This is a genomic window from Streptomyces sp. NPDC055140 (assembly GCF_053607285.1).
This window is the reverse complement of the sequence record NZ_JBSGTG010000026.1, coordinates 36,752-56,504: the sequence shown is the minus strand read 5'-3', so window position 1 is coordinate 56,504 and position 19,753 is coordinate 36,752. Positions and strand designations below refer to the sequence as shown.

The 19,753-nt window shown below is 69.6% G+C and carries 16 protein-coding genes; 1 reads left to right on the top strand and 15 read right to left on the bottom strand.

The window, feature by feature from the left end; translation table 11 throughout:
- The first annotated feature begins 33 nt into the window (after positions 1 to 33).
- The gene (locus ACWFR4_RS36410; protein WP_453463603.1) at positions 34 to 927 is read left to right on the top strand and encodes an aminoglycoside phosphotransferase family protein; all 894 of its coding nucleotides are present in this window, start codon (positions 34 to 36) and stop codon (positions 925 to 927) included.
- Between the two features lie 85 nt (positions 928 to 1,012).
- Here the strand turns inward: ACWFR4_RS36410 and ACWFR4_RS36405 are convergent, their stop codons facing one another.
- The 15 genes from ACWFR4_RS36405 to ACWFR4_RS36335 form a co-directional block, all read right to left on the bottom strand.
- Complete coding sequence (locus ACWFR4_RS36405) at positions 1,013 to 2,707, bottom strand: proline--tRNA ligase (protein WP_453656137.1); 1,695 nt, start codon at positions 2,705 to 2,707, stop codon at positions 1,013 to 1,015.
- Between the two features lie 79 nt (positions 2,708 to 2,786).
- Entirely contained in the window at positions 2,787 to 3,329 is a 543-nt protein-coding gene (locus tag ACWFR4_RS36400) for a GNAT family N-acetyltransferase (RefSeq protein ID WP_453463598.1), read from the bottom strand.
- 40 nt (positions 3,330 to 3,369) lie between these two features.
- Entirely contained in the window at positions 3,370 to 4,134 is a 765-nt protein-coding gene (locus ACWFR4_RS36395; RefSeq protein WP_453463596.1) for an ABC transporter ATP-binding protein, read from the bottom strand.
- Positions 4,131 to 4,931 (bottom strand): ATP-binding cassette domain-containing protein, encoded by an 801-nt coding sequence (locus tag ACWFR4_RS36390; protein ID WP_453463593.1) that lies wholly within the window; start codon positions 4,929 to 4,931, stop codon positions 4,131 to 4,133. The genes ACWFR4_RS36395 and ACWFR4_RS36390 overlap by 4 nt, the downstream gene beginning before the upstream one ends.
- Positions 4,928 to 5,746, bottom strand: coding sequence for an ABC transporter permease (locus ACWFR4_RS36385; RefSeq protein WP_453463591.1), 819 nt, complete (start codon positions 5,744 to 5,746; stop codon positions 4,928 to 4,930). The genes ACWFR4_RS36390 and ACWFR4_RS36385 overlap by 4 nt, the downstream gene beginning before the upstream one ends.
- The gene (locus ACWFR4_RS36380; protein ID WP_453656136.1) at positions 5,743 to 6,708 is read right to left on the bottom strand and encodes an ABC transporter permease; all 966 of its coding nucleotides are present in this window, start codon (positions 6,706 to 6,708) and stop codon (positions 5,743 to 5,745) included. Before ACWFR4_RS36380 ends, ACWFR4_RS36385 begins: the two co-directional genes overlap by 4 nt.
- On the bottom strand, positions 6,708 to 8,231 hold the full coding sequence (locus ACWFR4_RS36375) for an ABC transporter substrate-binding protein (RefSeq protein ID WP_453656135.1): 1,524 nt from the start codon (positions 8,229 to 8,231) through the stop codon (positions 6,708 to 6,710). The genes ACWFR4_RS36380 and ACWFR4_RS36375 overlap by 1 nt, the downstream gene beginning before the upstream one ends.
- A gap of 44 nt (positions 8,232 to 8,275) precedes the next feature.
- Positions 8,276 to 8,998 carry a DUF1684 domain-containing protein gene (locus ACWFR4_RS36370; protein WP_453656134.1) on the bottom strand — a complete coding sequence of 241 codons (723 nt, stop codon included), beginning with the start codon at positions 8,996 to 8,998 and terminating at the stop codon, positions 8,276 to 8,278.
- Between the two features lie 160 nt (positions 8,999 to 9,158).
- Positions 9,159 to 10,007 (bottom strand): GNAT family N-acetyltransferase, encoded by an 849-nt coding sequence (locus ACWFR4_RS36365; RefSeq protein ID WP_453463580.1) that lies wholly within the window; start codon positions 10,005 to 10,007, stop codon positions 9,159 to 9,161.
- A gap of 251 nt (positions 10,008 to 10,258) precedes the next feature.
- Entirely contained in the window at positions 10,259 to 11,413 is a 1,155-nt protein-coding gene (gene ispG / locus ACWFR4_RS36360; RefSeq protein WP_453656133.1) for a flavodoxin-dependent (E)-4-hydroxy-3-methylbut-2-enyl-diphosphate synthase, read from the bottom strand.
- Positions 11,414 to 11,657: 244 nt separating this feature from the next.
- Entirely contained in the window at positions 11,658 to 12,950 is a 1,293-nt protein-coding gene (locus ACWFR4_RS36355) for a M50 family metallopeptidase (RefSeq protein ID WP_453656160.1), read from the bottom strand.
- 8 nt (positions 12,951 to 12,958) lie between these two features.
- Entirely contained in the window at positions 12,959 to 14,233 is a 1,275-nt protein-coding gene (gene dxr / locus ACWFR4_RS36350; RefSeq protein ID WP_453454957.1) for a 1-deoxy-D-xylulose-5-phosphate reductoisomerase, read from the bottom strand.
- A 58-nt stretch (positions 14,234 to 14,291) separates the two neighbouring features.
- Positions 14,292 to 17,021, bottom strand: coding sequence for a preprotein translocase subunit SecA (gene secA / locus ACWFR4_RS36345; RefSeq protein WP_453656159.1), 2,730 nt, complete (start codon positions 17,019 to 17,021; stop codon positions 14,292 to 14,294).
- Between the two features lie 103 nt (positions 17,022 to 17,124).
- Positions 17,125 to 17,517: a hypothetical protein gene (locus ACWFR4_RS36340; protein ID WP_453656132.1), complete on the bottom strand. Its 393-nt coding sequence runs from the start codon at positions 17,515 to 17,517 to the stop codon at positions 17,125 to 17,127.
- Positions 17,518 to 17,577: 60 nt separating this feature from the next.
- Positions 17,578 to 19,518 (bottom strand): acyl-CoA dehydrogenase family protein, encoded by a 1,941-nt coding sequence (locus tag ACWFR4_RS36335; protein ID WP_453656131.1) that lies wholly within the window; start codon positions 19,516 to 19,518, stop codon positions 17,578 to 17,580.
- Positions 19,519 to 19,753 lie beyond the last annotated feature (235 nt).

Here is a 19,753-nt window from a genome sequence, read left to right as displayed (position 1 = left end):
GGGGACGGTCACGGGGAAGGGAGTTACTCACGCATGTCTTTCGAACCGCCGAAGCGGCTGGTCAACGCGCTCGGCGAGGTGCGGGACGACGGGGCGTCCGCGTGGCTGGCCAGGGTGCCGGAGATTCTTCAAGAGGCCGTGGAACGGCTTGAGTTGACGGTCGAGCGGGTGCATGTGCCGGGCGGGCGCAGCAGTCTCGTCGTCCTGGTGCGGCGGGCCGACGGGTCGCCCGCCGTCCTCAAACTGGCGCCGGAGCGCTTCCGCCCGGAGGCGGAGCACGCGGCTCTCACGCACTGGAACGGCTTCGGGGCGGTGCAACTCCTCGGCGACGGGGGCGATCTGCTCCTGGAGCGGCTGCATCCCGAGGTGTCGGTGCGCTCGCTGCCCGAGGCGAAGGCGCTGTTGGAGGCGGCCGGCACGCTACGCAGGCTGTGGGTGGACCCGCCGTCCTGGCGTTCCTGCGAGACGGTCGCCGACCGGACGGGCCGTCAGGCCGGGGCGATGCGGGCCACCGCCGCCGCGGAGCCGGATGTCGTGCCCCTGGTCGATGCGGCGCTCACGGCGCGGGACGAGCTGCTCGTGGCTCCGCCGGAGGTACGGCTGCTGCACGGGACTTTCCGGCAGAGCAAGGTGCTGGCCGGGGAGCGGACGCCGTGGCTCGCGGTCGGGCCCGACCCGGTCGTCGGCGAGTGCGCCTTCGATCTCGCGCGGCTCGTCAGGGACCGGGTGGAGGACCTGATCGCGTCGCCGTCCGGTGCGGCGACGACGCGGCGGCGCGTGAAGCGGCTCGCGGAGTCCCTCGAGGTGGACCAGGAGCGGCTGCGCGGCTGGACGCTCTTCCGTGCGGTGGAGTCCGGTGTACGGGCACTGCGCGTGGGGCGTGGGCGGGACGCGGAGTTGTTGCTGGAGTTCGCGGGCTGGCTCTGACGGTTGTCGGTGCGGGCCGGACGGGCTCATCGCGGAACATGACTGAGGGCCGGGACATCACGTCCCGGCCCTCAGTGCTCGCGTATCAGGCCGTGAGGCGCGCGATGGCCTCTTCGACCGTCACTTCCTCGCGCTCGCCGGTCCTGCGGTCCTTCAGTTCCACGATGCCCTCGGCCGAGCGGCGGCCGGCGACGAGGATCTGCGGGACACCGATCAGTTCGGCGTCGGTGAACTTCACGCCCGGCGAGACACCGGCGCGGTCGTCGACCAGGACGCGGACCCCGGCGGCGCCCAGCTTCTGGGAGACGTCGAGCGCCAGCTCCGTCTGGAGGGCCTTGCCGGCGGCGACCACGTGGACGTCGGCCGGGGCGATCTCCTTGGGCCAGCACAGACCCTTGTCGTCCGCGGTCTGCTCGGCGAGGGCGGCCACCGCGCGGGAGACGCCGATGCCGTACGAGCCCATGGTCACGCGGACCGGCTTGCCCTGGTTGCCGAGGACGTCGAGCTGGAAGGCATCGGCGTACTTGCGGCCGAGCTGGAAGATGTGACCGATCTCGATGGCGCGGTCGAGGCGCAGGCCGGTGCCGCACTTGGGGCAGGGGTCGCCCGCCTCGACCACGACGACGTCGAGGTAGTCGTCGACCTCGAAGTCGCGGCCCGCGACGACGTTCTTCGCGTGCTTGCCGGGCTTGTTGGCGCCGGTGATCCAGGCCGTGCCGGCGGCGATGCGCGGGTCGGCGATGTAGCGGACCTTCTCCAGGCCCTGCGGGCCCACGTAGCCGCGTACGAGGTCGTCGCGGCCCTCGAAGTCCTCGGCCGTGACGAGCTCGACGACGGCCGGGGAGAGGTGCTCGCCGAGCTTGCCGAGGTCCACCTCGCGGTCGCCGGGCACGCCCACGGCGACGATCTCGCCGTCGACCTTGACCAGGAGGTTCTTCAGGGTCTCCGAGGCCTGGACGCCGAGGTGGGCGGCGAGGGTCTCGATGGTCGGGGTGTCGGGGGTGTCCAGCTCCTCGACGGCCGGGTGCTCGGCGCTCTCGGGGGCCGGGGCGACGAAGGTGACGGCCTCGGTGTTGGCGGCGTAGTCGCAGGCCGGGCAGTCGACGAAGGTGTCCTCGCCGGCCGGGGCCGGGGCGAGGAACTCCTCGGAGGCCGAGCCGCCCATCGCGCCGGAGACGGCGGAGACGATGCGGTGGTCGAGGCCGAGGCGCTCGAAGATCTTGATGTACGCCGCGCGGTGCAGGGCGTACGACTCGGCCAGGCCCTCGTCGGTGGTGTCGAAGGAGTACGAGTCCTTCATGAGGAACTCGCGGCCGCGCAGGATGCCGGCGCGCGGGCGGGCCTCGTCGCGGTACTTCGCCTGGATCTGGTAGAGGATCACGGGCAGGTCCTTGTAGGACGAGCACTGGTCCTTGACCAGCTGCGTGAAGATCTCCTCGTGGGTCGGGCCGAGGAGGTACTCCGCGCCCTTGCGGTCCTTGAGGCGGAACAGCTCGGGGCCGTACTCCTCCCAGCGTCCCGTCGCCTCGTAGGGCTCCTTGGGCAGCAGGGCGGGGAGCAGGACCTCCTGGCCGCCCATGTCGTCCATCTCCTCGCGGACCACGCGGGCGACGTTCTCGAGGACCTTCTTGCCCAGCGGCAGCCAGGACCAGATGCCGGCGGCCGTGCGGCGCACGTACCCGGCACGGACGAGCAGCTTGTGGTTGAGCGTCTCGGCGTCGGCCGGGTCGTCACGCAGTGTCTTGACCATCAACTTGGACATGCGCTGGACCTGGGCCATGATTTTGACTCCTGCTGCGAAAGGTAGGGATGTGCAGGAGGTTAGCCGGGTCCGTCCCGCGCCCGGAAATCGGCTGCCTTCAGCGACGCAGCGGGAGCGGTGCGCCCATGACCGCGTAGGGCCGTGGAGCGCTGGGGAAGACGACCTGCCGGGCGAGGTCCTCGTAGCCGAGCGAGTGGTACAGGCCGCGGGCCGGGCTGTCGAAGTCGATGGCCGAGAGGATCGACCTGGGCTCGTCGGCGCTGTCCGTGATCGTCGTGATGAGGGACCGGCCGATCCCGCGTTTCTGGTACCGGGGGTGGACGTGCAGCTCGGTGATCACGAAGGAGTCGTCGAGCCATCCGTCCAGCGAGCGCGAGCGCAGATAGGGCTCCACCACCGTGGACCACCAGTGGGCGCGGTCGTTCGGCATGCCGTAGACGAAGCCGACGAGCCGGCCGCCCGCGGTGTGGGCGCCCAGAGCGCGCGCTCCGGGGTAGGTGAGGTGCCGCAGCACGATCTGGCGGCGCACGGCGATCTCGTCGTCGCTCAGGCCGAAGGCGTACGCCTGCACGGCCAGTGCCTCGTCCACGTGTTCCGCGAGGTCGAGAGGCCCGATGGTGACGACGTCGTCCTGGGTCATGACGGGGAGACTACAGGGCCGTCCGGCGCCCCTCATCTGATCAGACGGGCAGCCGGGGAACGCTGTCGAGCAGCCGCCGCGTGTAGGGGTGTTCGGGCGATCCGAGCACGTCACGGGTCTCGCCCTGCTCGACGACGCGTCCGCGTTCGAGTACGGCGGTCCGTTCGCACAGGGCGGCCACCACGGACAGGTCGTGGGAGACCATGACGATGGTCAAGCCCCGCTCCCGCTTGAGCTCGCCGAGCAGGTCGACGACCTTGACGCGGGTGGTGACGTCGAGCGCGCTGACGGGTTCGTCGGCGAGCAGGACGCGCGGATCGCACACGGTGGCCCGGGCGATGGCGATGCGCTGGCGCTGGCCGCCGGAGAACTCGTGCGGGTAGCGCGACGCCGCGTCCGCCGGGAGCCCGACCTGTTCGAGGGCCTCGGCGACCTTCGCGTGCGCGGCGGCGCCGGTGGCCACGCCGAGCGAGCGCAGCGGCTCCGCGACGATGCGGCTGACGCGCTGGCGCGGGTCGAGGGAGGCGTACGGGTCCTGGAAGACGCACTGCACGGAGCGCCGGAAGCGCCGCATCTGCTCGCGGTCGCCGAGCCGCAGCGGGTCCCCGTCGAAGCGGACCGTGCCGGTGGTGGGGCCGGCGAGGCCGAGGAGCAGCCGGAGCAGGGTCGTCTTGCCGGCCCCCGACTCGCCGACGAGCGCGAGGCTGTGGCCCGCGTCGACCTTGAGGGAGACGTCCTCGACGACGGGCGCCGCGCTCCCCCGGTAGGTGTGTCCGACCGAGTCGAGTTCCAGTACGGCGGTCATCGGGGCTCTCCCAGGTCGAGGGCTGATTCGAGCTTCCGCGCGCTGTCGACGAGCGCCTTCGTGTACGCCTGCCGGGGCGCGCGCACCAGGTCGCGTACCGTCCCGTCCTCGACGGCGCGCCCGTCCTTCATCACGAGGACGCGGTCGGTGACGCGCGAGACGACGGCCAGGTCGTGGCTGACGAAGAGGACGGCCATGCCGCGCTCGCCGACGAGGGTGTCGAGCAGAACGAGCATTTCGGACTGCACGGTGACGTCGAGCGCGGTGGTCGGCTCGTCGGCGATGAGCAGACCGGGGTCGCAGGCGAGCGCCATGGCGAGGGCCACGCGCTGGCGCTGGCCGCCAGAGATCTCGTGCGGGAACGCGCGGGCGATGCGCCCGGGTTCGGGCAGCCTGACCTGTTCGAGGGCTTCGGCGACGGCCTTGCGGAGCGCGTCGCCCTTGAGGCCGCGGCGGCGGCGCAGCGGTTCGGCGAGCTGCCTGCCCACGCGCATGAGCGGGTCGAGCGCGGTCAGCGGCTCCTGGAAGACGATCGCGGCGGCGCGGCCGCGTACGTCGACCAGCCGCTTCTCGCTCGCGCCGACGATCTGGGTGCCGTCGAGCTCGACGCTGCCCGTGGCGGTCATCCCGTCGGGGAGCAGGCCGAGCACGGCGAGGGTGGTGAGTGACTTGCCGGACCCGGACTCGCCGATGAGGCCGAGCCGTTCGCCCCGGTCGACGGAGAAGCTGAGGTCGGAGACGAGGTCGCGGCCGTCGCCGGTGCGGATGGTGAGGTCGCGTACGTCGAGCAGGCTCATGCCGCTGTCCTCCTGCGCCGGGCCGGGTCGAAGGTGTCGCGCAGGCCGTCGGCGACGAGGTTGACGCCGACGACGAGCAGCACGAGGAGGATGCCGGGCGCGAGGGCGCCCGCCGGCGCGGTCGTGAACGTCGCCTGGGCCTCCTGGAGCATGCGCCCCCACGAGGCGTTGGGCGGTGGGGCGCCGAGGCCGAGGTAGGACAGGCTCGCCTCGGCGAGGACGGCGAGTCCGAACTGGAGCGCCAGGTTGACCGAGAGTGTCGGCCAGATGTTGGGCAGCACATGCTCGCCGACGATCCGCGGCCAGGACGTGCCGGAGGTGCGTGAGGCGGTGATGTAGTCCTGCGCGAGGACGCGTTTGGCCAGGATCCGGGTGAGGCGCGCGACGATCGCGCTCTGGGCGAGGCCGATCGCGATGATCGCCGAGGTGAGGGTCGCCGAGCGGGCGGAGACGATCAGCATGGCGAGCAGCAGCGTCGGGAACGCGATGAGGATGTCGAGCAGGGCCGAGACGGTGTCGTCGAACCAGCCCTGCGCGAACGCCGCTATGAGGCCGAGCGTGATGCCGACGACGGCCGCGATCAGGACGGACCCGAGCCCGGCCGCGATCGCGATCCTGGACCCGGTCATGAGCTGCGTCAGCAGGTCGCGGCCGAGTTTGTCGGTGCCGATCAGGTGTCCGTCGCCCGGCCCGGCGAGTCGTCCGCCGGAGGTGTCCGAGGGGTCGTACGGCAGCCAGAAGAGGGAGACGAGCGCGATGAGGGCGATGAGTCCGGCGAGGACGCACCCCGTCCACAGGGTTGCGGAACGCTTCATCGGGCGCCTCCCGAGAGCCGGTTGCGCAGCCGTGGGTCGATGATCCGCTGCACGAGGTCGGCGGCGAATCCGATGAGCAGCACGGCGAGGGTGGAGACGAACAGGACGCCCTGGATGACGGGGTAGTCGTGCTGGGCGATGCCGGTGGCGAGCAGGGAGCCGAGTCCAGGAAGCGCGAACACGGACTCGACGACGACCGCGCCGAGCAGGGTCGACGCCAGTTCGATGCCGAGGATCGAGATGACCGGCACGGAGGCGTTGCGCAGTCCGTGGCGCCACATGGCCTGTCCGAAGGACGAGCCGAGGGCGCGGGAGGTGCGCAGGAAGTCGCTGTCGAGGACGTCGAGCGTCGCCGATCTGACGTAGCGGATCAGGGACGCCGACATGACCAGGGCGATGGTGACGACGGGCAGGACGAGGGAGCGGATCGCCTGTGCGGGGTCGGACCAGCCGTCCTGCGGGAAGCCGCCGGACGGCAGCCAGCCCGCGTTCAGCGCGAACACGACGATGAGGATCATGCCGAGCCAGAACACCGGTACGGCGATGCCCAGTTGGGACACCCCGCTGAGCAGGGCGCCGTACCAGGTGCGGCGCTTGTACGCGGCGACGAAGCCGGCCGGGACCGCGATCAGTACGGCGAGCACGAACGCGGACAGGGTCAGCGGCACGGTGACGCTCAGGCGCTGGACGACCTCGGGTCCGACGGGCAGCGAGCTGACGAAGGACGTGCCGAGGTCGCCGGTCGCGAGCTGCCCTGTCCAGTGGGTGAACTGCTCGGGCAGCGGTTTGTCGGAGCCGATGGAGTGCCGTGCCGCCGCGATCTGCTCCGGCGAGGCGCCCACGGAGGTCAGGGCGTTCGCCGGGTCGCCGGGCAGCATCCTCAGGAGCACGAACAGGACGATGCTCGCGAGGACCAGGGAGACGACGAGGAAGGCGAGGCGGCGCAGGAGATAGCCGGTCATCAGCCCTTCTTTATGTCGTACGCGAAGAACTGCGAGTTCAGGCCGTTGAGCGGGTAGCCGGACAGCTTGCTGCTGGCGACGACGATCTGCGGGTACAGGTACAGCCAGTCGCTGGCGGCGTCCTCTGCGGTCTTGCGGTTGACCTTCTTGAGGATGTCGGTCTGCTGCTGGGCCGACGACGCCTTCTCGGCGTCCTCGACCCACTTGACGACCTGCTTGTTGTCGTAGCCCCAGTAGAAGTCGGGGTTGCCGTACCAGACGACGTCACGGTCGTTCACGTGCTCCTGGAGCGTGGCCGAGAAGTCGTGGTTCTTGTAGACCTTCGTGTACCACTCGTCGGGCGTGATCGTGTTGATCTTGACGGTGATGCCGACCTTGGCGAGCTGCGACTTGATGAAGGTGGCGGCCGTCGGGTGCGGGTCGTAGTTCGGGGTGTCCAGCGTGAAGCTGAAGCCCTTCGCGTAACCGGCCTCCTTGAGGAGCTTCTTGGCCTCGGTCGGGTCGTACGCGTTGACCTTGGTCAGGTCCTCGTACCAGGGGTCGGTGGGCGGCACCATCGACCCGATCTCCTTGCCGTAGCCGCCCCAGACGGACTCGAGGAGCTTCTTGTCGTCGATCGCGGACGAGACCGCCTTGCGGACCTTGACGTCCGTGAAGGGCTTGGCCTTGTCGTTGAAGGCGAGCAGGAGCTTGGTCGTCGAGTTGCCGTCGTTGACCTTGTAGCTCTGGTTGGACTTGAACTGGTCGAGGGCGTCGGGCGACTGCTCGCTGGTGACGACGTCCACGGCGTTCGTCAGAAGCGCGTTGTTCAGCGCGGTCGCGTCCTTGTAGTAGTGGAAGACGACCTGCTTGTTCGTGGCGGCGGTGCCCCAGTAGCCGGGGAAGCGGTCGAGGCCGAGCGCGGAGCCGCGCGTCCACTTGCCCAGCTTGTACGGGCCCGTGCCGTCCTCGGTCGTCTTCAGGTTCTTCGCCTGGTCGTTGATGATCCAGACGTAGGACAGGTTGTAGACGAAGGAGATCGACTTCTGCTTCAGCGTGACCTTCACGGTCTTCGCGTCGGGGGTGTCGATCGTCTTGATGACCTCGAGGTTGCTCTTGCGCGCGGACTGCGAGTCCGGCGCGATCACCTTCTCCAGGCTGTACTTGACGTCCTTGCTGGTCAGCGCCTTGCCGCTGTGGAACTTCACGCCGTCGCGCAGGGTCAAGGTGTAGGTGAGCCCGTCGCCGGAGACCTTGTAGTCCTTGGCGAGGAGGTTGTCGACCTTGCCGTCGTCGGTGAGCTTGAACAAGCCCTCGTAGACATTGCCGTTGAGCGCCTCCGTGACGCCCTGGCCGCCGCCTCCGGTGTTGTCGAGGTTCTGCGGCTCGTACAGGGAGCCGATGTTGACCGTGGCGTTCTTGTCGTACGAGCCACTGCCGTTGCTGCTGCTGTTGTTGTCGCCGGAGCCACCGCACGCGGCGAGGGTCACGGCGAGGGCGACGGTGAGCACACCGGCGGACAGGGGCTTCTTGGGGAGGTTCATGGAGGCTGCCTTCGTGCGGGGCGCGGGGAGGGGGAGCGCGGGGATCAGTGCTGGTCGGCGAAGCCGTCGCGGAAGACGGGGAGCTTCTCGCCCGCTTCCACGGGCAGATGGAAGCGGTTCTGCCGCGGCGGCATCGGACAGTTGTACTGATCGGAGAAGCCGCACGGCGGGACGAACGCGCGGTTGAAGTCGAGCCGCACCCGCCCCTCTCCCGTGCGCTCGACGAAGAGGAACCGGCCCGCGCCGTAGGTGGCCGTCCCGTTGGTCGGGTCGCCGAAGACGAGCAGCAGCGTGCCGTCGTCGTCGAAGGCGCTGAGTGTGTGGTCGGTGCCGTCGACGGTGAGCGCGATGTCGCCGGGGACGGCGAGGTCACGGGTGCCGCCGTTGTCCCGTATGTGCTCGAAGGCGACGCGGCGGCCGTCCTCGACGGGGGTGTACGTGGCGTCCAGAACCCAGGCCGGGTCGAACGGGAACGCGTCGGTGCTCTCGAAGTTCCGGATCGCGGGGGACTCGGCGTCCCAGAACCGCAGCGCGTACTCGGGCTCGCCGGTCACCATGTCGGTGCGCTCGACAGTGGTGACGGTCACGCTGTCGCGCTGTCCGGCGCGGGCCGCCGTGAGGTCGGGGCGCTCGCCTGCGGGCAGCCAGCGGGTCTCTACGAGGGCGAGGTTCCCGGTGGGACCGGTGACGGAGCGGTGCCGCTCGGCACGCCACTCCTCCCAGGCCTGGGAGGAGTCACTGGCACGGTCGGGCATGGCGGCACTCATTCGCGTAGAAACTCATCAGCATCCACACCGGTGCGCACGGAAGGTTGTTCACACTGGGTGAAGCTTGAACCAAAGGAGCTTCTTTATCTTCCATAAGCGGCGCTAATGTCAAATGACGCCAGAAATGTGAGACAGATGCCACGGGAAGCGCGCCGACGCGTCAGAACAGGACGCTCATGAAGGCGCCGACTTCCTCGAATCCGACCCGGCGGTACGCGGCCCGCGCCGGGGTGTTGAAGTCGTTCACGTACAGGCTGACCAGCGGCGCGACATCCGCGAGCGCATAGCGCAGGACCGCCGCCATGCCCGGGGCGGCAAGGCCGCGGCCGCGGTGTTCGGGGGCGATCCACACGCCCTGGATCTGGCAGGCCCGCGTCGTCTGTGCACCGATCTCGGCCTTGAAGATCACCTTGCCGTGCTCGTCGAGCCGGGCGAACGAGCGCCCCGAGCCGACCAGCTCGGCCACCCGCGCCTGGTACAGCAGGCCCCCGTCACCGGCGAGCGGCGAGACGCCGACCTCCTCAGTGAACATCGCCACGCACGCCGGCATGATCGTCTCCATCTCGTCCTTCCGGACGCGACGGACGTACGGGTCCGGGACGATGTCGTCGGGGAGCCGGTCGGTGACCATGAGGGGCTGCTGGGCGCGTACGTCCCTGGCCGGGCCCCAGTTCGGTTCGAGCAGCCGCCACAGCTGGGCGGTGGGCTCGGCGGGGCCGACGATGGAGGAGCAGCGGCGCCCGGCCCTGCGGGCCCGGTCGGCGAACCCGCGCACGGCCCTCGGGGTGGCGCAGATCGGGACCAGGTTCGCGCCCGCGTAGCAGAGGGACTCGAGCATCCCGTCCTCGTACCAGCCCCACATCTCGCCGCCCAGACGCCACGGGTCGAGGCCCGCTACCTGGACGCGGGACGCCACGAAGGCATTGACAACCGGCTCGCGGTCCAGCACGGCGAGCGCGGCGTCGAGGTCACTCGGTTCGAGGACCCGGGTGGTGGTCTGAGTCAACAACGGGACGGCTCCATCACTCCTTGCGGGCAACGACAACCCGTCGAACACCCTGCTAGCGTCGCCGTGAGCTCGCTCGCGAGCACCGGTCAGGGCTTGACCGTCGCGTCACGGCGAGAAGCCCCTCGGGGCGGAAGTCACACGGTCTGCTGATCTCCGTACTTTAGCCGGAGAAGCTGAGCAGCACACCGCACGCAAGGGACCCGGGCGCCACCTCCGGAGGGGCACCCGGGTCCCTTGCGTCACGTGGTGCGTCAGCTGACGGAGACCTCGGGCTCGCCACTCATGACGCCGTCCCGTTCCATCTGCTCGGCGATCTTCATCGCCTCTTCGATGAGGGTCTCGACGATCTTCGACTCGGGGACGGTCTTGATGACCTCGCCCTTCACGAAGATCTGGCCCTTGCCGTTGCCCGACGCGACGCCGAGGTCGGCCTCGCGGGCCTCGCCCGGTCCGTTCACGACGCAGCCCATGACGGCGACACGCAGCGGGACCTCCATGCCGTCGAGGCCCGCGGTGACCTCTTCGGCCAGCTTGTAGACGTCGACCTGGGCGCGTCCGCAGGACGGGCAGGAGACGATCTCCAGGCGGCGCGGCTTGAGGTTGAGCGACTCCAGGATCTGGTTGCCCACCTTGATCTCCTCGACCGGCGGGGCCGACAGGGAGACGCGGATGGTGTCGCCGATGCCCTCGGAGAGCAGCGCGCCGAACGCGACGGCGGACTTGATGGTGCCCTGGAAGGCCGGGCCCGCCTCGGTGACGCCGAGGTGCAGCGGGTAGTCGCACTGGGCGGCGAGCTGGCGGTAGGCGTTCACCATCACGACCGGGTCGTTGTGCTTGACCGAGATCTTGATGTCGCGGAAGCCGTGCTCCTCGAAGAGTGACGCCTCCCACAGGGCGGACTCGACGAGCGCCTCGGGGGTGGCCTTGCCGTACTTCTTCAGGAGCCGGGCGTCGAGCGAGCCCGCGTTCACGCCGATGCGGATCGGGGTGCCGTGGTCCTTGGCCGCCTGCGCGATCTCCTTGACCTTGTCGTCGAACTGCTTGATGTTGCCCGGGTTCACCCGGACCGCGGCGCAGCCCGCCTCGATGGCGGCGAAGACGTACTTCGGCTGGAAGTGGATGTCCGCGATCACGGGGATCTGCGACTTCTTCGCGATGACGGGCAGCGCGTCGGCGTCGTCCTGCGTGGGGCAGGCCACACGGACGATCTGGCAGCCGGACGCGGTGAGCTCGGCGATCTGCTGGAGCGTGGCGCCGATGTCGGACGTACGGGTCGTCGTCATGGACTGCACCGACACCGGTGCGTCTCCGCCGACCGCCACGGTGCCGACCTGGATCTGCCGGCTCCTGCGGCGCTCGGCGAGCTTGGTCGGAACGGACGGCATGCCGAGAGAAATCGCAGTCATCTGCTGTGCAACCCCAAGGTGTGGAATCGAGACCCGAGAAGAAGACACGGATCGGGGTCCCGTGGTGAGCGGGCTCCAGGCTTCGAGATTACGGCACCGGCCTGGCAGCAAGCACATCACGTCCGGAAGTCCACCCAAAGGTAGGCGGCCGGGCACAGAGCATGCCCGGCCGCCCTCCCGTCTCCCGCCACCGTCCTGCTCGACGCGTCGCACGCGGGCCCTTTTGTCTCTGAACGGTCGGTGACTACGTGATTTTGACCGGGTTGACGACGTCCGCGATCAGTACCAGGACGGTGAAGCAGACGAAGATTCCGGCCACGACGTAGGCGACGGGCATCAGCTTCGCCACGTCGAACGGGCCGGGGTCGGGCCGCTTGAAGACCTTCGCCACGTTCCGTCGCAGGGACTCCCACAGGGCGCCGGCGATGTGCCCGCCGTCCAGGGGGAGCAGCGGCAGCATGTTGAAGAGGAACAGCGACAGGTTGAAGCCCGCGACGAGCATCAGGGCCATGCCGAGCTGCTGGGTCGCCGGGATGTCCAGGTTGAAGATCTCCCCGCCGACTCGGGCGGCGCCGACCACGCCCATCGGCGAGTCCGGCTCACGCGGGCCGTCGCCGAAGGCCGCGTCCCACAGGGCCGGGATCTTGCCGGGCAGCGCCGCGAGCGAGTTGACGGCGTCGCCGACCCGGTCGCCCATCCACGTCACGGAGTCGCCGAAGTCCTGGCGCACGACACCGGTCGAGGCGCTGAAGCCGAGGAATCCGGCGTTGATGTACTCGCCCTGGACGAGCTGGCCGCTGCTGTCCTTCTTCGCCACCTGGTTGGTGGCGATCTTGGCGTGCAGGACCTTCTCCTGGCCGTCGCGCTGGACGACGATGTCGACGGTCCTGCCGGGGTTGGCGCGGATCTCGTCGGACAGGGTGTTCCACTGGTCGGTCTTCACGCCGTTGAACGAGACGATCTTGTCCTTGGCCCGCAGTCCGGCCGCGGCGGCCGGGGACGCGGGGTCGGACTTCTTGCACGTGTCGCGGTTCTCGCTCTGCTTGACCACGCACTGCTGGACCGAGCTGACCGTGGTGGTCTGCTGCGTGATGCCGAAGCCCATCAGGACGGTGAAGAAGAGGCCGACCGCGAGGATCAGGTTCATGAAGGGGCCCGCGAACATCACGATGACCCTCTTCCACGGCTTGCGCGTGTAGAAGAGCCGCGTCTCGTCGCCCGGCTGGACCTCCTCGAAGGCCGCCGCCCGCGCGTCCTCGACCATGCTGCGGAACGGTGAGGTGGAGCGGGCCTCGATCTTCCCGTCCGGGCCGGGCGGGAACATGCCGATCATGCGGATGTAGCCGCCCAGCGGGATCGCCTTGACGCCGTACTCCGTATCGCCCTTCTTGCGCGACCAGATGGTCGGGCCGAAGCCGACCATGTACTGCGGCACGCGGATCTTGAAGAGCTTCGCGGTCGACAGATGCCCCAGCTCGTGCCAGGCGATCGAGACGAGGAGTCCGATCGCGAAGACGACTATGCCGAGGATCATCATCAAGGTCGTCATGCACGAGCCTCCGCGGTCGATGTCGCCTGTGCCGTCAGTTCGCGGGCCCGGGCGCGTGCCCAGGTCTCCGCTTCGAGGACGTCCGCGACGGTCAGGGAAGTTCCCGACGTCGTGGTCGAAGGTACGCCGTGTTCCTCGACGACCTTCGTGACGGTGTCCATGATGCCGTTGAACGGCAGCGCGCCGTTCAGGAACGCGTCCACACACTCCTCGTTTGCGGCATTGAACACTGCCGGGGCCGTGCCCGCGAGCTCGCCGACGTGCCGGGCGAGCCCGACCGAGGGGAAGGCCTCGGTGTCGAGAGGGAAGAACTCCCAGCTCGACGCCTTCGTCCAGTCGAACGCGGGCGCCGCGTCGGGGATCCGCTCGGGCCAGCCGAGGCCGATCGCGATGGGTCCGCGCATGTCGGGCGGCGTGGCCTGGGCGAGGGTGGAGCCGTCCGTGAACTCGACCATGGAGTGCACGTACGACTGCGGGTGCACGACCACCTCGATCCGCTCGAACGGGATGTCGTAGAGGAGGTGCGCCTCGATCACCTCCAGGCCCTTGTTGACGAGAGTCGCTGAGTTGACGGTGATGACCGGGCCCATCGCCCAGGTCGGGTGCGCGAGCGCGTCCTCGGGCGTGACGTGCGCGAGGTCCGCCTTGGTCCGTCCCCGGAAGGGGCCGCCGGACGCGGTGACGACAAGCTTGCGGACGTCCGAGCGCTTGCCGGCCGCGAGGCCCTGGAAGAGCGCGGCGTGCTCGGAGTCGACCGGGATGATCTGGCCCGGCTTCGCGAGCGCCTTGACCAGGGGGCCGCCGACGATGAGCGACTCCTTGTTGGCGAGGGCGAGGGTGCGTCCTGCCTCCAGGGCGGCGAGTGTCGGGGCGAGGCCGATGGATCCGGTGATGCCGTTGAGCACCGTGTGGCAGGGGGAGGCGGCGAGCTGGGTGGCCGCGTCGGGGCCCGCCAGGATCTCGGGGAGCGGCTCGCCGTCGGCGTACTGCGCCCTCAGGGCCTCGCGCAGGGCGGGCACGACATCCTCGCGGGCGACAGCGACGGTGCGTACGCGCAGCTGCCTGGCCTGTTCGGCGAGCAGGCCGACCCGGCCGCCCGCGGCGGACAGCGCCGTGACCGTGAACCGGTCGGGGTTGCGCAGCACCAGGTCGATGGCCTGGGTGCCGATCGAGCCCGTGGAGCCGAGGATGACGACGTCCCGCGGGCCGTCCGAGCCGGCGGGGTCGAAGACGAGGTGCGGGTCCGCGAGGGGGGATGCGCTGTCGCTCATACCCTCCATTGTGGCGTGGCCTCCCGTCCTCCTGGACAGCGCGTCCCCCGGCGGTTCGTCATCGCCCGCGCCGGCGGCGGTCCTTCGGCCGGACGGGCGGGGGCGGGGAGCCTGCGGGCGGCTCCACGTCGCCCGGTGCGACCTCGGCGGGGGCGGTATTGAGGTCGCCTTCCTGCATGCCCCCGGCGGTGTCCAGGGTGGGCGCGCTGAAGTGGAGACGGTCGGGGCGCCGGGCCGCGTCGAGCGCGACGGAGGGCGGCGCGTCGGCGGTGGTGTCGAGGTTGAAGACGTAGCCGACGGACTCCTCCTTGATGGCGTCCATCATGGCCGTGAACAGGTCGAACCCCTCGCGTTCGTATTCGAAGATCGGCTCGCGGCCCAGCGTGTAGCGCAGGCCGATGCCTTCGCGGAGGTAGTCCATCTCGTAGAGGTGTTCGCGCCATTTGCGGTCGAGGACGGCGAGGACCACGACGCGTTCCAGATCGCGCAGGGCCTCGAGGCCGACCTCGCTCTCGCGTTCCTCGTAGCGGGCGTGGATGTCGTCGGTGACCGCGTCGACGAGGAGACCGGCGGTCAGATCGGCACGCCCGCCCGCCTCGTCGTCGAGCTCGCCGGGGGTGATGCCGCACGCGTAGAGCTCATGGAAGGCGGCCCAGAGCGCGTCGAGGTCCCACTCCTCCGGGTAGCCCTCGGCGGTCTCGTGGGTGATGTACGCCTTGATGGTGTCGTCCATGAAGAGAAGGATCTGGGCGCGCAGGTCCTCGCCTTCCAGGACGCGGCGCCGCTCACGGTAGATGAGGGTGCGCTGCCGGTTGAGGACCTCGTCGAACTTGAGGACGTCCTTGCGGGACTCGAAGTGCTGCTGCTCGACCTGGGACTGGGCGGAGGCGATGGCGCGGGTGACCATCTTGTTCTCGATGGGCATGGACGCGGGGAGGTTCGCCATCGCCATGACGCGGTCGACGACCTGGGCGCGGAACAGACGCATCAGCTCGTCCTCGAGGGACAGGTAGAAGCGGGACGCCCCGGGGTCGCCCTGGCGTCCCGAGCGGCCGCGCAGCTGGTTGTCGATGCGCCGGGACTCGTGCCGTTCGGTGCCGAGGACGTAGAGCCCGCCGAGCTCCTTCACCTCGTCGTGCTCGGCGGCGGCGGACGCGGCGACGCTCTCCTCGACGGCGCGGCGCCGGTCGGGGTCGTCGTCCTCGGCGGGGCCGCGTTCGTCGAGTGCGGCGGCGGTCATCGCCTCCGGGTTGCCGCCGAGCATGATGTCGGTGCCGCGGCCCGCCATGTTCGTGGCGACGGTGACGGCGCCCTTGCGGCCGGCCTGGGCGACGATCTGGGCCTCGCCACGGTGGTTCTTGGCGTTGAGGACCTCGTGCCGGATGCCGTGCCTCCTGAGCTGCTCGGACAGGAGCTCGGACTTCTCGACGGAGGTGGTGCCGACGAGAACGGGCTGGCCGGCGGCGTGCCTTTCGGCGATGTCCTCGACGATCGCGTCGAGCTTGGCGCGCTCGGTGCGGTAGATCAGGTCGGGGTCGTCGCGGCGGACCATCGGCCGGTTGGTGGGGATGGGTACGACGTGCAGCTTGTAGATCTGGTGGAACTCGGCGGCCTCGGTCATGGCGGTGCCGGTCATGCCACCGAGCTTGGAGTAGAGGCGGAAGAAGTTCTGCAGGGTGATCGTGGCGAGCGTCTGGTTCTCGGCCTTGATGTCCACCCCTTCCTTGGCCTCGATGGCCTGGTGCAGGCCCTCGTTGTAGCGGCGGCCCGGGAGGATGCGGCCGGTGTGCTCGTCGACGATGACGACCTCGCCGTCGATGACGACGTAGTCCTTGTCGTTCTTGAAGTGCTCCTTGGCCTTGAGCGCGTTGTTCAGGTGCCCGATGAGCGGGGTGTGGGCCGCCTCGTAGAAGTTCTCGATGCCGAGCTGGTCCTCCAGGTAGGAGACCCCGCGGTCCAGGATCGCCACGGTCCGCTTCTTCGGGTCGTACTCGTAGTCGTACGTGGCCCGCAGCCCGGCGAGCCGGTCCTTGTCGGCCTGGCTGGTGAAGTGCTCGTCCTGGACCTGGACGCCGTTCATGTGCTGGACCAGTCCCGCGAAGACGCTGTACCAGCGGGTGGGCTGGTCGGCCGGGCCGGAGATGATCAGCGGGGTGCGGGCCTCGTCGATGAGGATCGAGTCCGCCTCGTCGACGATCGCGAAGTGGTGGCCGCGCTGCACCAGTTCGTCCTTCGACCACGCCATGTTGTCGCGCAGGTAGTCGAAGCCGAACTCGGTGTTGGTGCCGTACGTGATGTCACAGGCGTACGCGGCGCGCCGCTCGGCCGGGTCCATGTCGTTCCTGACGACACCGACGGTGAGGCCCATGAACTGGTAGGCCCGGCCCATCCAGTCGGCGTCGCGCTCGGCGAGGTAGTCGTTGACGGTGACGAGGTGGACGCCCTTCCCGGCCAGCGCGTTGAGGTAGACGGGCAGGGTCGCGGCCAGGGTCTTGCCCTCGCCGGTCTGCATCTCGGCGATGTTGCCGAGGTGGAGCGCGGCGCCGCCCATGACCTGTACGTCGAAGTGGCGCATGCCGAGCGTGCGGCGCGCGGCCTCGCGGATGGCGGCGAAGGCCTCGGGCATGAGGTCGTCCAGGCTCTCGCCGTCGGTGTGGCGCTGCCTGAACTCGGCGGTGAGGGCCTGGAGCTCGGCGTCGGTGAGCGCGTGGAACTCCTCCTCGACCGAGTTGACCTGGTCGGCGACGCGCTGGAGCTTGCGCAGGACCCTGCCTTCGCCCGCGCGCATGATCCTGGCGGTGATGTGGTCGAATCCGGTACCCGGCACAGGAGCCTCCCCCCTGTACCCAATGTCCGCCTCGTCGCCCTTTGAGGCAAGGAGGCGGGCCCGGTCACTGCCCGGTCATGGACCGAATGTAGTGACTGAGGTTGGCACTGAGGACGCCGCGCACGTAGAGGATCGCGCCGGCCATCCCGATGGGGAGGGAGAGCGCGAGGACGGCGAAGATCATCGGCCAGGGTTCGAGGACGCAGACGTTGGCGATGCTGTCGTCGTAACCGCTGCGGATCTCCTCGAAGAGGAGCGGGTCGTCGCAGCCGGCGCCGTGTTCACCGTCGGACGCGAGGAGGAAGCCCGGCGGCAGCAGGAGCCGGGCCAGGACGTACAGCCACAGCAGCGCGGCGACGACGAGGAGCCAGAAGCCGCGGATACGCGTCTTCAGCGCGTGGTCGAGGAACCGTCGTTCCAGGTCGTTGCGGTACTTGCGCTCGTCACGGACTGCCATCTCCCCCGGGGCCCGTGGTCCTTGCGGTGAGCAAGATACCCGCGGGCCCCGGGGCGCGGTTCAGCGGATGGGGCGGTGGACGTTCTGCCGCTTCGAGGGGCCGGGGGTCGCGTCCGCGATCCACGCGCCGTCGCCGCTCGGGTCGATGACACCCTCCTCCAGCCAGGTGTACGACCCGCCGAGGACACCCTTGGTGACCTTGCGGTCCAGTTCGTCGGTGTTGTGCCACAGGCGCCCGAAGAGTTCGTCGACGCGGACGCGGGACTGGCTGCAGAACACGTCGGCGAGCTGGTAGGCCTCGCGGCCGTGTTCGCCGGTGGCGCGCAGGTGCTCGGCCCGCACGCAGGCCGCGCTCATCGCGAAGAGTTCGGCGCCGATGTCGACGATCCGGCCGAGGAAACCCTGCTTGGTCTCCATCTTTCCCTGCCAGCGGGACATGGCGTAGAAGGTGGAGCGGGCCAGCTTGCGCGCCGAACGCTCCACGTAGCGCAGATGGCCGGAGAGGTCGACGTGACCGTCGGGGTGGAACTCGCCGTAGGAGTTGGGGAGTTGGCCTGGTCCGGCGACGAGCTTCGGCAGCCAGCGTGCGTAGAAGCCGCCGGCCTTCGCGCCCGCCTTCGCCTTGTCGGACAGGGACTTGTCGGGGTCGATCAGGTCGCCGGCGACGGACAGGTGCGCGTCCACGGCCTCGCGGGCGATGAGGAGGTGCATGATCTCCGTCGAGCCCTCGAAGATGCGGTTGATGCGCAGGTCGCGCAGGAGCTGCTCGGCGGGGACGGCGCGTTCGCCGCGCGCGGCGAGGGACTCGGCGGTCTCGAAGCCGCGGCCGCCGCGGATCTGGACCAGCTCGTCGGCCATCAGACAGCCCATCTCGGAGCCGTAGAGCTTGGCGAGGGCGGCCTCGATGCGGATGTCGTTGCGGTTTTCGTCGGCCATCTGCGAGGACAGGTCGACGACGGCTTCGAGCGCGAAGGTCGTGGCGGCGATGAACGAGATCTTCTGGCCGACCGCCTCGTGGAACGCGACCGGCTTGCCCCACTGCTCACGGGCGCCCGACCACTCGCGGGCGATCTTCAGGCACCACTTGCCCGCGCCCACGCACATCGCGGGCAGCGAGAGCCGGCCCGTGTTGAGGGTGGTGAGGGCGATCTTGAGGCCGGCGCCCTCGGGACCGATGCGGTTCGCGGCCGGGACCCTGACCTGGTGGAAGCGGGTGACTCCGTTCTCCAGGCCGCGCAGGCCCATGAAGGCGTTGCGGTTCTCGACCGTGATCCCTTCGGAGTCGGCCTCGACGACGAAGGCCGTGATGCCGCCCTTGCGCCCCTCCGCCTTCGGCACCCGCGCCATGACGACGAGCAGGTCGGCCACGACGCCGTTCGTCGTCCACAACTTCACGCCGTCGAGGACGTACGAGTCCCCGTCGGGCACCGCGGTCGTGGCGAGGCGCGCCGGGTCCGAACCGACGTCGGGCTCGGTCAGCAGGAACGCGGTGATGTCGGTGCGGGCGCAGCGCGGCAGGAAGGTGTCCTTCTGCTCCTGCGTCCCGAAGATCTTCAGCGGCTGCGGTACACCGATGGACTGGTGGGCCGACAGGAGGGCACCGATCGCGGGGTTCGCGGAGCCGACCAGGGACAGGGCCTTGTTGTAGTAGACCTGCGTGAGGCCGAGGCCGCCGTACTTGACGTCGATCTTCATGCCGAGGGCGCCGAGCTCCTTGAGCCCGTTGATCACCTCGTCGGGGATCTGCGCCTCGCGCTCGATACGGGCCGAGTCGATGTGTGTCTCGCAGAAGTCGCGCAGCTTGGCGAGGAACTCCTCGCCGCGCCGGACGTCCTCGCCCGCCGGATGTGGATGGGGGTGGATCAGGTCCAGCCTGAAACGCCCGAGGAAGAGCTCCTTGGCGAAGCTCGGCTTGCGCCAGCCCTGTTCGCGCGCGGCCTCGGCGACCTGCCGGGCCTCGCGTTCCGTCACGGATGGCTGCTGGGAAGTTGGTGCCGCCATGGGGGCTCACCTCGCCGCGAGTAGGGGCCGTTCGGCATCGACTACCGACGGGTGCTACTCGGTCGTATGTACCCGAAAACCGGCAACCCGACCACCCCTCGCGCACCGATCGGGTCATCGGCATCGGCATCCGGGGGACATGGGTCCGTCGGGCCTGTCGTCAAACGAAGGCCCGGGAACGCGGACGGCCGGAGCCCCCGCACAGTGGGCTCCGGCCGTCCATGGCCGGCGTACG